Source organism: Rhizobium sp. R339 (genome assembly GCF_002211395.1).
Taxonomy (GTDB): Bacteria; Pseudomonadota; Alphaproteobacteria; order Rhizobiales; family Rhizobiaceae; genus Rhizobium.
The window spans coordinates 76671-90039 of record NZ_LOKV01000023.1 but is presented as its reverse complement, the minus strand read 5'-3'; the positions used below and the strand labels follow the sequence as shown (position 1 = coordinate 90039).

At 61.9% G+C, this 13369-nt stretch carries 12 protein-coding genes; 9 read left to right on the top strand and 3 right to left on the bottom strand.

Annotated elements, in window-relative coordinates:
• Window positions 1-83: 83 nt before the first annotated feature.
• The 8 genes from infB (at window position 84) to ATY76_RS19590 (ending at window position 9942) form a co-directional block, all read left to right on the top strand.
• Window positions 84-2825 carry a translation initiation factor IF-2 gene (gene infB / locus ATY76_RS19625; protein WP_088676404.1) on the top strand — a complete coding sequence of 914 codons (2742 nt, stop codon included), beginning with the start codon at window positions 84-86 and terminating at the stop codon, window positions 2823-2825.
• 31 nt (window positions 2826-2856) lie between these two features.
• On the top strand, window positions 2857-3465 hold the full coding sequence (locus ATY76_RS19620; RefSeq protein ID WP_088676403.1) for a YcxB family protein: 609 nt from the start codon (window positions 2857-2859) through the stop codon (window positions 3463-3465).
• Window positions 3466-3579: 114 nt separating this feature from the next.
• The gene (gene rbfA, locus ATY76_RS19615) at window positions 3580-3984 is read left to right on the top strand and encodes a 30S ribosome-binding factor RbfA (RefSeq protein ID WP_088676402.1); all 405 of its coding nucleotides are present in this window, start codon (window positions 3580-3582) and stop codon (window positions 3982-3984) included.
• Window positions 3985-3996: 12 nt separating this feature from the next.
• Window positions 3997-4929, top strand: coding sequence for a tRNA pseudouridine(55) synthase TruB (gene truB / locus ATY76_RS19610; RefSeq protein WP_088676401.1), 933 nt, complete (start codon window positions 3997-3999; stop codon window positions 4927-4929).
• A gap of 78 nt (window positions 4930-5007) precedes the next feature.
• Complete coding sequence (locus tag ATY76_RS19605) at window positions 5008-5859, top strand: alpha/beta hydrolase (RefSeq protein ID WP_088676400.1); 852 nt, start codon at window positions 5008-5010, stop codon at window positions 5857-5859.
• A gap of 150 nt (window positions 5860-6009) precedes the next feature.
• A complete protein-coding gene (rpsO, locus tag ATY76_RS19600) occupies window positions 6010-6279 on the top strand; it encodes a 30S ribosomal protein S15 (protein WP_064693303.1) in 270 nt (89 codons plus the stop codon).
• A gap of 384 nt (window positions 6280-6663) precedes the next feature.
• The gene (gene pnp, locus ATY76_RS19595; protein WP_088676399.1) at window positions 6664-8802 is read left to right on the top strand and encodes a polyribonucleotide nucleotidyltransferase; all 2139 of its coding nucleotides are present in this window, start codon (window positions 6664-6666) and stop codon (window positions 8800-8802) included.
• Between the two features lie 123 nt (window positions 8803-8925).
• Window positions 8926-9942, top strand: coding sequence for a class I SAM-dependent methyltransferase (locus ATY76_RS19590; RefSeq protein WP_088676398.1), 1017 nt, complete (start codon window positions 8926-8928; stop codon window positions 9940-9942).
• 99 nt (window positions 9943-10041) lie between these two features.
• Here ATY76_RS19590 and fabI read toward each other — a convergent pair whose 3' ends face one another.
• From fabI to fabA, 3 genes are read right to left on the bottom strand one after another with little or no spacing between them, the layout of a single operon-like run.
• Window positions 10042-10848, bottom strand: a complete 807-nt coding sequence (gene fabI / locus ATY76_RS19585) for an enoyl-ACP reductase FabI (protein ID WP_088676397.1) — start codon at window positions 10846-10848, stop codon at window positions 10042-10044.
• Between the two features lie 4 nt (window positions 10849-10852).
• Window positions 10853-12085 (bottom strand): beta-ketoacyl-ACP synthase I, encoded by a 1233-nt coding sequence (gene fabB, locus ATY76_RS19580; RefSeq protein WP_088676396.1) that lies wholly within the window; start codon window positions 12083-12085, stop codon window positions 10853-10855.
• Window positions 12086-12129: 44 nt separating this feature from the next.
• Window positions 12130-12645, bottom strand: coding sequence for a 3-hydroxyacyl-[acyl-carrier-protein] dehydratase FabA (gene fabA, locus ATY76_RS19575; protein ID WP_088676395.1), 516 nt, complete (start codon window positions 12643-12645; stop codon window positions 12130-12132).
• Window positions 12646-12946: 301 nt separating this feature from the next.
• Here fabA and irrA point away from each other — a divergent pair, with 301 nt between their 5' ends.
• Window positions 12947-13366, top strand: a complete 420-nt coding sequence (gene irrA / locus ATY76_RS19570; RefSeq protein WP_088676942.1) for an iron response transcriptional regulator IrrA — start codon at window positions 12947-12949, stop codon at window positions 13364-13366.
• The last annotated feature ends 3 nt before the right edge of the window (window positions 13367-13369 follow it).

Genomic DNA, 13369 nt, shown 5'->3' with positions numbered 1-13369 from the left:
CGGTCCTATTCTCATTGATCGACAGTATTTGAACGACAGGGTCTGATCTAGTCATCGCTCCCTGTCCGAAGGAACGGGAACGAATGACCGATAGCAATGACGACAAGACACTCAGCGTAACGGGCAAGAAGACGCTTACCCTGAAACCATCGGGGATGAGCCAGGGCACCGTTCGCCAGGATATGGGTCGCGGTCGCACCAAGGCGGTCGTCGTCGAGACCCGCAAGCGGCGTCCGATGCGCCCGGAAGACGAAAAGCCGATCACGCCCGCCGCCCCCGTGGCCCCGGTCCGCGCCGCCGAACCGGCACCCGCGCCGGCACAGGCACGTCCGCAGCAGCCGACGCCGGCGCCGCGCGTTCACCAGCCGGGCGGCAGCCAGACCAACCAGCGTCCGCAGCAGTCCTATCAGCAGCCGCGCTCGAACGACCGTCCGCGCCCTGTCGTGCTGAACCACCTGTCGCCGGAAGAGATGGACGCCCGTCGCCGTGCGCTCGCCGAATCCCAGGCGCGTGACGCCCAGGATGCGATCCGCCGCGCCGAGGAAGAAAAGCGCCGCGCCGCTGAAGAGGCCATCCGCAAGGCGGCCGAGGCCGAGGAAGCCGCCCGCAGGGCGGCCGAAGAGGCTGCCCGACAGGCTGAGGCTCCTGCCGTCGCCGAACCGGCGGCACCGGCTCCGGTTGCGGCTGAAGCCCCTGCGAGCACGCCGCGGCCGGCATCATCGGCCCCAGCTGCCCGCCGGCCCGACGGCGCAGCACCTGCTGCCGCCCGTCCGGCCCCCGGCGCTGCGGCGCCGGCAGGCGTCCGCGGCCGTCGCAATGAAGACGGCGACGATGATCGCGGCGGCGCACGCGGCGGTCCGGCTCGTGGCCGTGTCGTCCGTCCGGAACCCGCAAAGCCGGTTACGACGCGTCCGAAAACGGACGAAGAGCGTCGTCGCGGCAAGCTGACGATCACCACCGCTGACGTGGACGGCGAAGACGCCGGCCGCAGCCGTTCGCTTTCGGCGATGCGCCGCCGGCAGGAGAAGTTCCGCCGCAGCCAGATGCAGGAAACCCGCGAGAAGATCTCCCGCGAAGTCGTTCTGCCTGAAACCATCACCATTCAGGAACTGTCGCAGCGCATGTCCGAACGCGCCGTCGACGTCATCAAGTTCCTGATGAAGGAAGGTCAGATGATGAAGCCGGGCGACGTCATCGACGCCGACCTCGCCGAACTCATCGCCGGCGAATTCGGCCATACCGTCAAGCGCGTCTCGGAATCCGACGTCGAGCTCGGCATCTTCAACCTGTCCGACGAAGAGGGCGAACTGGTTTCCCGCCCGCCCGTCGTCACCATCATGGGCCACGTCGACCACGGCAAGACCTCGCTGCTCGACGCCATCCGCCATGCCAACGTGGTCTCCGGCGAAGCCGGCGGCATCACGCAGCATATCGGCGCCTATCAGGTGGAACAGAACGGCCAGAAGATCACCTTCATCGACACTCCCGGCCACGCTGCCTTTACGGCGATGCGTGCCCGCGGTGCGCAGGCGACCGATATCGCGATCCTCGTGGTCGCGGCTGACGACAGCGTGATGCCGCAGACAATCGAATCCATCAACCATGCCAAAGCGGCCGATGTTCCGATCATCGTGGCGATCAACAAGATCGACAAGCACGAGGCTGATCCGCAGAAGGTGCGCAACCAGCTGCTGCAGCATGAAGTCTTCGTGGAATCCATGGGCGGTGAAGTGCTCGACGTCGAAGTCTCGGCCAAGACAGGCAAGAACCTCGACAAGCTGCTCGAGGCGATCCTGCTGCAGGCCGAAATCCTCGACCTCAAGGCCAACCCGAACCGGACGGCGGAAGGCACCGTTATCGAAGCCCAGCTCGACCGCGGGCGCGGCTCGGTCGCCACCGTGCTCGTCCAGAAGGGCACGCTGCGCCCCGGCCAGATCATCGTCGCCGGCGACGTCTGGGGCCGCGTGCGCGCTCTCGTCACCGACAAGGGCGATCACGTGAAGGAAGCGGGTCCCGCGACTCCGGTCGAGGTGCTTGGTCTTTCCGGCACGCCGCAGGCGGGCGACAAGTTCGCCGTCGTCGAAAGCGAAAGCCGCGCCCGCGAAATCTCCGAATACCGCCAGCGTCTTGCCCGCGACAAGGCGGCTGCCCGACTGTCGGGTCAGCGGGGTTCGCTGGAACAGATGATGACGCAGATGCAGAGCACCGGCATCAAGGAATTCCCGCTCGTCATCAAGGGCGACGTGCAGGGTTCGATCGAAGCGATTGCCGGCGCGCTGGAGAAGCTCGGCACCGACGAAGTCCGCGCCCGCATCGTCCATTCCGGCGCAGGCGGCATCACAGAGTCGGATATTTCGCTCGCCGAAGCTTCGAACGCGGCCATTATCGGCTTCAACGTTCGCGCCAATGCGCAGGCACGCCAATTCGCCGAACGCCAGGGCATCGAGATCCGCTACTACAACATCATCTACGATCTCGTGGATGATGTGAAGGCAGCGATGTCGGGCCTGCTGTCGCCGGAACGGCGCGAAACCTTCATCGGCAATGCCGAGATTCTGGAGGTGTTCAACATCACCAAGGTCGGCAAGGTCGCAGGCTGCCGCGTCGTCGAAGGCAAGGTCGAGCGTGGAGCGGGCGTGCGCCTCATCCGCAACGACGTTGTCGTTCACGAAGGCAAGCTCAAGACCCTCAAGCGCTTCAAGGACGAAGTCTCCGAAGTGCCGATGGGCCAGGAGTGCGGCATGGCCTTCGAAAACTACGAGGACATGCGCGTCGGCGACGTCATCGAGTGCTTCCGCGTCGAACACATTACGCGCACGCTCTGATCGTTGAATGTCTCAATACGAGAATAAACTAATGAGAAAGCCATCCGCCACACTGGTGGATGGCTTTTGGCATCTCGAATCCGAATCAAGTCTGAGCGACACTATAGCTGCCCGTCAGGCGCTGGATGTCTTTCGTCAATTGAACCGGCCGAAAATCTGGAGGTTTGCAACGCAGATTTTTGTGCTTTGCTTTATTTTACTTTATTCTGCGACGCTCCTAGTTTCGTCACTTCTGATCGCCGGCATCATTTTCAAGCTTAGCCCCTCCGGTATCGACGAGGCTTTATTTGGGCACTATTTCTTCTTGCTGTTTTCTGCAACGATGCTGTCGCTCTATCTCCTGCTTCCACTTTTCTACCGATACCACAACCGCTCCATGTTGCCGCCCGGCAGCAAGATGAGTCTCCCACGCGCCCAAGTGATAGGCAGACAGACAATCGTCAACGAACTGCCAAACGTAAGAAGCGAGTGGCATTGGGCCGCCGTCTCGGAATTCATTGAAACAAAGAGCCATTTTATTATAACTCATGTGGTCGGGTACTTTGTTGCTGTTCCGCGATCCGCATTTTTGAGCGAAACCGATGCTGCGTCTTTTGCGGAGTTATGTCGCAGCGCACTTGCCGAAGCCCGCAGCCAATAGGATTGCTCGCGTGACTTTTGGCGTCGGCCGCCTTGACCTTTTCAACCAAAAGAGTCATGGACGCTCTCCTTTGACGGGTTCGATTCCCAGCCGCATCGGCAAATAGAGATAACAATGACCAGACCAACTTCTTCCGCGCCTTCGCAGCGCATGCTGCGCGTTGGCGAACAGGTCCGCGCCGCGATCACCCAGGTGCTGCAGCGCGGCGAAGTGCGCGACGACGTCATCGAGGCGACCGTGATTTCGATTTCGGAAGTGCGCATGTCGCCCGACCTGAAGATCGCCACGGCCTATGTGACGCCGCTCGGCGTTTCCGACCACAGCATCGTCATCGAGGCATTGAACCGCCACGCCAAGTTCATCCGCGGCCGGCTCGGGCCGCAGCTTCGGCAGATGAAATACATGCCGGAGGTGCGCTTCCGGGACGATACCAGCTTCGACAATTACAAGAAGATCGACGAGCTCTTGCGTTCGCCCGAGGTGAGCCGTGACCTCGACGGCGATAACGACGAAAAATAATAGAAGAGACGCATGTCCAAACCACGCAAACCCAAGGGCCGGCCGATTTCCGGCTGGCTGATCCTCGACAAGCCGGTGGATTTCGGCTCGACGGAAGCCGTTTCCAAGATCAAGTGGCTCTACAAGGCCCAGAAGGCCGGCCATGCCGGTACTCTCGACCCGCTCGCCTCCGGCATGCTGCCGATCGCGCTCGGCGATGCGACGAAGACCGTCCCTTACGTGATGGACGGCCGGAAGATCTATGAATTCACGGTGAGCTGGGGCGAGGAGCGCGCGACGGACGATCTCGAAGGCGAGGTCACGCAAAGCTCGGACAAGCGCCCCAGCGAACAGCAGATCCGCGATATCTTGCCCAGCTATATCGGCACGATCAGCCAGGTGCCGCCGCAGTTTTCCGCCATCAAGATAGCGGGCGAACGCGCGTATGACCTGGCGCGCGAGGGCGAAGCCGTCGAAATTCCCTCGCGCGAGGTCGAAATCTTCCGCCTGACGCTGCTTGCCTGTCCCGATGCCAATACGGCGCATTTCGAAGTGGAATGCGGCAAGGGCACCTATGTGCGCGCGCTCGCCCGCGATTTCGGCCGGGAGCTCGGCTGCTACGGCCATGTATCAGGGCTCAGGCGCACCTTCGTCGCCCCCTTCGCGGAAAGGGCCATGGTGCCCCTCGCAGACCTCGTAGCGCTGGAAGCGATCGAGGACATGGACGAGCGGCTCGCCGCCCTCGACGCACTGCTGATCGATACATGCGAGGCGCTTTCGGCGCTCCCCCATCTCGTCATCAACGACGACCAGGCCCATCGGCTGAAGATGGGCAATCCGATCCTCGTGCGCGGCCGCGATGCGCCGATTGCCGAAAGCGAAGCCTATGCGACGGCCCGCGGCCGGCTGATCGCGATCGGCGAAATCGGCCAGGGCGAGTTTCGCCCAAAGCGGGTTTTCGCCTGAGTCTGCACAGCTGACGATTGTCATGCGATGGCGATGCGATATCTTCCTTTCGGGCCATAACGGCCCGAGGGGAAAATTATGCGTGCAATCGCAGTTGGAATGCTGACGTTCTTTTCGCTGTTCCTGACCGTTGCCGGCGCTCGCTCCGCCGAGCGCTGGGCCGAGCTTCCGGCCTTTCCCGCGATGCCGGCGGCGAAAACGAGCGGCATGGCCGATGTGAACGACATCAAGATGTATTACGCCGAATATGGCGAGGGCGAACCGATCCTCTTCATCCATGGCGGCCTTGGAAATACCGATGTCTGGGGCAACCAGATCGCCGAGTTCGCAAAAGACCATCTCGTCATCGTCGCCGACAGCCGCGGTCACGGCCGCTCGACGCGCAGCCAGCAGCCTTTCGGCTATGATCTCATGACCTCGGATTATGTGGCCCTTCTCGACTATCTGAAGATCGACAAGGTGACGCTTGTGGGATGGTCGGACGGCGGCATCATCGGCATCGACATGGCGATGAAAAACCCGGAAAAGCTGACGCGGGTCATTGCCCAGGCGGCCAATGTGACGACAGATGGCGTCAAGCCCGACGTCATGAACAACAAGACTTTCAACGACTACATCACCGTCGCCGGCGAGCAATATCGGAAGCAGTCGCCGACACCCAACGAATACGAGGCCTTCGTCAACCAGATTTCGCAGATGTGGGCGACGCAGCCCAACTGGACGGCAGCGGAACTTGGGAAGATCACGGTGCCGGTCACGCTTGCCATCGGCGACCATGATGAGGCCGTCAAGCTCGACCATACAGAGATGATGGCAAAAGACATTCCGGGCGCGAAGCTGGTCATCCTGAAAGACGCCAGCCATTTCGCCATGCTGCAGGATCCCGAGGGCTACGATGCGATGATCCGGGATGCCATGGCCGGTCGTTGAAGGCCGCTGCGGGTATCCCCCTTTCCATCGTCGGATATTTGGTTTATAGGCAGCGCCAGCGTCAGGTACGCCTGCTCGCATTCACGGCCAAAGCTGGACGGCATCCCGGCTTTTGGCGACTTCATCTCCTCTCATAGAAAGGATCATCCGATGTCGATCACTGCTGAGCGCAAGGCTGCGCTGATCAAGGAATACGCAACCGCCGAAGGCGACACCGGTTCGCCGGAAGTTCAGGTCGCGATCCTGACCGAACGCATCAACAACCTGACCGAACACTTCAAGGACCACAAGAAGGATAACCATTCCCGCCGTGGCCTGCTGACGATGGTTTCGAGCCGCCGCTCGCTTCTTGACTATCTCAAGAAGAAGGATGAAGGCCGCTACTCCAAGCTGATCACCAGCCTGGGTATCCGCCGCTAAGATTGTCCGGCGGGCGCTTCCGAGCGTCCGCCGGCTTTTGTTTCGGGACGATGCTCCCGATGAAATGTTCCAGCCGCGCCCTATCTCAAGCGGTGGAACGACCGACAGACCCGGATGGGCCGGTTCTGCCAAACCAACCGCTGACCTGTCATGGGGCAGGATTGCCGGATGCTTTCGGCCAAAGTTCTTAGCGGCTTTGGCCCAGTTTCTCCGAAAGCTCGCGTTTTCTGAGAAGCTGAGATTTCCCGGGAACCGAGGTTTCCGAAATCTGAAATGAAAAGCCTCCCGTTGTCTTGCCCGTGATACGTCGCATTGATTGCGGTCGACTGTGCGCTGCGCCTTGCTATCGGTGGCGGCGCGTGCTCCCGCATTGAAGGACAAGACATGTTCGATACACATTCAGTGGAAATCGAGTGGGCCGGCCGCCCGCTGAAGCTCGAAACCGGCAAGATCGCCCGTCAGGCCGACGGCGCAGTTCTCGCCACCTACGGTGAGACCGTCGTTCTTGCCACCGTCGTTTCGGCCAAGGCGCCGAAGCCCGGCCAGGACTTCTTCCCGCTCACCGTCAACTACCAGGAAAAGACCTATGCAGCCGGCAAGATCCCCGGCGGCTATTTCAAGCGTGAGGGACGCCCGAGCGAAAACGAAACCCTCGTTTCACGCCTGATTGACCGCCCGATCCGCCCGCTCTTCCCCGAAGGCTACAAGAACGACACGCAGGTCGTCGTCACCGTTATCCAGCACGACCTTGAAAACAACCCCGACATCCTGTCGATGGTCGCCACTTCGGCAGCCCTGACGCTGTCCGGCGTTCCCTTCATGGGCCCGGTCGGCGGCGCGCGCGTCGGCTACATCAACGGCGAATATGTTCTCAACCCGCATCTCGACGAGATGGACGAGTCGAGCCTCGACCTCGTCGTCGCCGGCACCTACGACGCCGTGCTGATGGTCGAGTCCGAAGCCAAGGAACTGCCCGAAGACGTCATGCTCGGCGCCGTCATGTTCGGCCATAGGGGTTTCCAGCCGGTTCTCGACGCGATCATCAAGCTCGCCGAGGTCGCCGCCAAGGAGCCGCGCGACTTCCAGCCGGAAGACTATTCCGCGCTCGAAGCCGAGATGCTCGGCCTTGCCGAGGGTGAACTTCGCGAAGCCTACAAGATCACCCAGAAGGCAGACCGCTACGCCGCCGTCGATGCCGTCAAGGCGAAGGTGAAGGCCCACTTCCTCCCCGAGGAAGGCGAAGCCCGGTACACGGCCGAGGAAGTCGGCGCGATCTTCAAGCACCTGCAGGCCAAGATCGTCCGCTGGAACATTCTCGACACCAAGAGCCGCATCGACGGCCGCGACCTCGAAACCGTTCGTCCGATCGTTTCGGAAGTCGGGCTTCTGCCGCGCACCCATGGTTCGGCGCTGTTCACCCGCGGCGAAACCCAGGCGATCGTCGTTGCCACGCTCGGCACCGGCGAAGACGAACAATATGTCGACAGCCTGACGGGCATGTACAAGGAACGCTTCCTGCTCCACTACAACTTCCCGCCCTACTCGGTTGGCGAAACCGGCCGTATGGGCTCCCCGGGCCGTCGTGAAATCGGCCACGGCAAGCTCGCTTGGCGCGCCATCCGTCCGATGCTGCCGTCCGCTGAGCAGTTCCCCTACACACTGCGCGTCGTCTCCGAGATCACCGAGTCGAACGGCTCGTCCTCGATGGCAACCGTCTGCGGCACCTCGCTCGCTCTGATGGACGCAGGCGTACCGCTTGCCAAGCCGGTTGCCGGTATCGCCATGGGTCTGATCCTCGAAGGCGATCGCTTCGCCGTTCTCTCCGACATTCTCGGTGACGAAGATCACCTCGGCGACATGGACTTCAAGGTTGCAGGTACGGCCGACGGCATCACCTCGCTGCAGATGGACATCAAGATCGCCGGCATCACCGAAGAGATCATGAAGGTCGCGCTCAGCCAGGCCCAGGGCGGCCGCACCCACATTCTCGGTGAAATGTCCAAGGCGATTACCGAAAGCCGCGGCGAGCTCGGCGAATTCGCTCCGCGCATCGAAGTGATGAACATTCCGGTCGACAAGATCCGCGAAGTCATCGGCTCCGGCGGCAAGATCATCCGCGAAATCGTCGAGAAGACGGGCGCCAAGATCAACATCGAGGACGACGGCACCGTCAAGATCGCCTCCTCGTCCGGCAAGGAGATCGAAGCGGCCCGCAAGTGGATCCACTCGATCGTCGCCGAGCCTGAAATCGGCCAGATCTACGAAGGCACGGTTGTCAAGACCGCCGACTTCGGCGCCTTCGTCAACTTCTTCGGCGCCCGCGACGGCCTCGTCCATATCTCGCAGCTCGCTTCCGAGCGTGTTGCCAAGACGCAGGACGTCGTCAAGGAAGGCGACAAGGTCTGGGTCAAGCTGCTTGGCTTCGACGAGCGCGGCAAGGTTCGCCTGTCGATGAAGGTCGTCGACCAGGCCACCGGCCAGGAGATCCCGAACGAGAAGAAGAAGGAAGAAGCGGCCGAATAAGCCGCCCTTCCCGCGCATAGGCTCGAAAATCGAATTCGATTTTCGCAAAGTTTATGTGCAGACTTAGTTCCGGGCGCGGGAATCTTCCGCGCCCTTTTTGCATCCGAAGTCGAGACGAGATCCATGAGCCGCGAGACGCTGAAGACCCTGTTCCATCCCTTTGCCAGCGGCACAGTCCAGGCGCCTGGCGAGGGCGAGCGCGTGCTCTTCCTCGGCGCCGAGGCAGGCTTTCAGCTGCCCGAAGGCTTTGCAGCCTCGCTCAGCGCCGTCCAGGGCTTCCGTCCGCTCTATCGGCAGCTGCTGGCGCAGCGGATCGAAGCGATGCCTGAGATCGACGGCGAGGATTATGACGCCGCTCTGGTGCTCTGCACGAAACACAAGGGCGAGAACGAGGCCAACCTCGCCGCCGCGATCACCCGCACGCGGGCCGGCGGCCTGATCGTCGTTGCCGGCGCCAAGGAAGACGGCATCCAGCCGCTGCGCAAGCGCATGGAAGGCTTCGGCCTCGCCATCGACCATATGCCGAAGTACCACGGCGTCGCCTTCTGGTTCGGCCGGCCGGCAGAGACCGGAGAGGTCGTCTCCAAGCTGGCGAAGGCGCCGGTGCGGGTCGACGGCCGCTTCCATGCGAGCGCCGGCATGTTCTCGCACGACCGGATCGACGCCGGATCGGAACTGCTTGCCTCGCGCCTGCCGCAGGACTTCACCGGCGACGTCGCGGATTTCGGCGCGGGATGGGGCTATCTCTCCGTCGAGATGGCGGAGAGATCACGCGGACTCGCGCGCCTCGACCTGTACGAGGCCAACCACGCGAGCCTGGAAGCCGCCAAGGACAATCTGGCGGAAAACTGCCCGAACGCGCCGGTGCGCTTCTTCTGGCACGATCTGGCGGGCGAGCCGGTCAAGGACAAATACGATCTCGTCATCACGAACCCGCCCTTCCATGAGGGCCACGCGGCCGAGCCGTCACTCGGCCAGGCGATGATCAAGGCCGCCGCATCCGCCCTTCGCGGCGGCGGCCGCCTGATGCTCGTCGCCAATCGCGGCCTGCCTTATGAACCGGTTCTGGCCGCAAATTTCAGGGAAAGCGGAGAAACCTGCCGCAACGCCCGCTTCAAGGTGCTATGGGCGAAGAAATAAGACACACTCAACCGGCTTGGCGCCGGTTGCAGATCGTTGAAACAAAAAGGCCGTGCGCATCGTCTGCGCACGGCCTTTTTGTTATCGATCGGGATGCGCTTATTCGACGTCCGCCTTGCGCAGCGTGTCCAGCGTCGGCATGGAGGTGATGTTGAAGCCAGCATCGACGAAGTGAATCTCGCCGGTCACGCCGGCGGAGAGGTCGGAGAGCAAGTAGAGCGCCGAGTTACCGACCTGGTCGATCGTCACGGTCTTGCGCAGCGGCGCATTGCGCTGGTTCCAGGAGAGGATCGCGCGGGCATCCGAAATGCCGGCGCCGGCGAGCGTGCGGATCGGGCCGGCGGAAATGCCGTTGACGCGGATGCCGCGCGGGCCGTAATCGGCAGCGAGATAGCGCACAGAAGCTTCGAGCGCTGCCTTGGCGACTCCCATGACGTTGTAGTTCGGGATGACGCGCGTCGAGCCGTTATAGGTCAGCGTCAGCATCGCGCCGCCGTCTTCCATCAGCGGAGCGCAGCGCCTGGCGATCTCCGTGAAGGAGAAACAGGAAATGACCATGGTGCGGCTGAAATTCTCGCGCGTCGTATCGGCGTAGAGGCCCTTCAGCTCGTTCTTGTCGGAGAAGCCGATGGCATGGACGATGAAATCGAGCTTGCCCCAGCGCTCGCCGAGCGCGTCGACCACGGCATCGACGGAAGCGATATCCTCGACATCGCAAGGCAGCACGAAATCCGAATTGACCTCGGAAGCAAGCGGCCTGACACGCTTGCCGAGCGCATCGCCCTGATAGGTAAAAGCAAGTTCCGCACCCTGTGCGGCGAGCGCTTTTGAAATCCCCCAGGCAATCGAATGGTTGTTTGCGACGCCCATGATGAGGCCGCGCTTACCCTGCATGATTCCAGTCATATTATTATCCGTTATAGCGCTGGAAGACGAGCGTGGCGTTCGTCCCGCCGAAGCCGAAGGAATTCGAAAGAGCGATATCGATCTTCGCATCGTCGATACGCTTGCGCACAATCGGCACGCCTTCGAATTCGGGATCGAGTTCGGTGATATGGGCGCTTTCGCCGATGAAGCCTTGCTGCATCATCAGCAGGGAATAGATCGATTCCTGCACGCCGGCGGCGCCGAGCGAATGGCCCGTCAGCGACTTGGTCGACTGGATATGCGGGATCTTGGATCCGAAGACCTCGCGGATGGCGCCGATTTCCTTGCTGTCGCCGACCGGCGTCGACGTGCCGTGGGTGTTGATATAGTCGACGTCGCCTTTGACTGTCGCAAGCGCCTGGCGCATGCAGCGGACAGCGCCCTCGCCCGAGGGGGCGACCATGTCGTAGCCATCCGAGGTTGCGCCGTAGCCGACGATTTCGGCATAGATCTTGGCGCCGCGAGCCTTGGCGTGCTCCAACTCCTCGAGCACCAGCACACCGGCGCCGCCGGCGATGACGAAACCGTCGCGGTTGGCGTCATAGGCGCGCGAGGCGGTGTCGGGCGTGTCGTTGTATTTGGACGACATGGCGCCCATGGCGTCGAAGAGATTGGACATGGTCCAGTCGAGATCCTCGTGGCCGCCGGCGAACACCATGTCCTGCTTGCCCCACTGGATCATCTCGGCCGCGTTGCCGATGCAGTGCGCCGAAGTCGAGCAGGCCGACGAGATCGAATAGTTGACGCCATGGAGCTTGAACCAGGTGGCGAGCGTCGCGGATGCGGTGGAGGACATAGCCTTCGGCACGGCAAAGGGACCGATGCGCTTCGGGCTGTTGTTCTTCGTGGTGATATCGGCGGCCTCGATGAGCGTGCGGGTGGACGGACCGCCGGAACCCATGATGATGCCGACACGCTCGTTCTGCGCGTAGTCCTTTTCTTCCAGGCCGGAATCGGCAAGGGCCTGCTTCATGGCCACATGGTTCCAGGCGCCGCCTTGCGAAAGGAAGCGCATGGCGCGGCGGTCCACCAGTTCAGCCAGCTCGGCGGCGCCGAGCTTGGGGCTGCCCCAAACCTGGCACTTGAAGCCGTGTTCCGCGAAATCGCTGGAGAAGGAAATACCCGACTTTGCCTGCCGCAAGGATTCGGTGACCTCGGCCGCGTCGTTTCCGATCGAGGACACGATACCCAGACCCGTAACAACTACCCGTCTCATCTGATCAAACCTTTGTTGTTTTCGTCAGCCGCTGGAAATGCGGTTCAGGCCGTCTTTTCCTTCGACAGACCGACGCGAAGGTCGGTCGCCTGATAAATGGTTTCGCCGTCCGCCTTCAGCCAGCCGTCGGCGGTGCCGAGCACCAGCCGGCCGCGCATCACGCGCTTGAAGTCGATGCCGTATTCGAGCAGCTTCGTGTGCGGACGCACCATGCCCTTGAATTTCACTTCGCCAGTTGACAGCGCCATGCCGCGGCCTTCCTCGCCGAGCCAGCCCAGGAAGAAGCCGGTCAGCTGCCACATGCCGTCGAGGCCGAGGCAGCCCGGCATGATCGGGTTGCCTTCGAAATGGCAGGGAAAATACCAGTCGTCGGGGCGTACGTCGTATGCGGCGCGCAGATAACCCTTGTCGAAGGCTCCGCCCGTTTCGGAAATTTCCGTGATGCGGTGAACCATCAGCATGGGCGGCAGGGGAAGCTGCGCATTGCCGGGGCCGAACAGCTCGCCATGTGCGCAGGCGATGAGTTCTTCGTACGAGAAGCTGGACTGTCTGGTGGTCATAAAGTTTCTTTTTCCCCCCGCGTGAAGCCGATGGATGTGAACGTGTAGTCCAAGTTCTTCAGAAAATGAAGCATGAGCAAGGCAGCTTCATTCATGGCTCCGGACTAGGCTCTCGCCTTTATTTGGTGGTCGCATACAGGAAGGCTAGGGCCGCGACCAGACCTATTTGCGTCAGAAGCCCGTTTTTGCCGCCTTTATCGGGCTCCTGTCCCCATTGAACTATTGAAAGGCCGCGATGCAAAAGTTATACCGCTTGAAGAAACATGATTGCTTTATGCAGGAATAACCGGAGTTGGTCTTGATGACGGGTGCATCCCCGATCGCAATAGAGGTACGGCTGCGCGGCGCGGGTCTGCGCCCTACCCGCCAGCGTGTCGCGCTCGGCGACCTCCTGTTTGCCAAGGGCGACCGGCATCTGACCGTCGAGGAACTGCACGAGGAGGCGGTCACCGCCGGCGTGCCGGTGTCGCTCGCGACCGTCTACAATACGCTGCACCAGTTCACCGAAGCCGGCCTCATCCGCGTTCTCGCCGTCGAGAGCGCCAAGACCTATTTCGACACTAATGTTTCCGACCATCACCATTTCTTCGTCGAAGGCGAGAACGAGGTGCTGGATATTCCCGTCAGCAACCTGACGATCGGCAATCTGCCGGAGCCGCCTGAAGGCATGGAGATCGCCCATGTCGACGTGGTGATCCGCCTGCGGGCGAAGCAAGGCTGACTG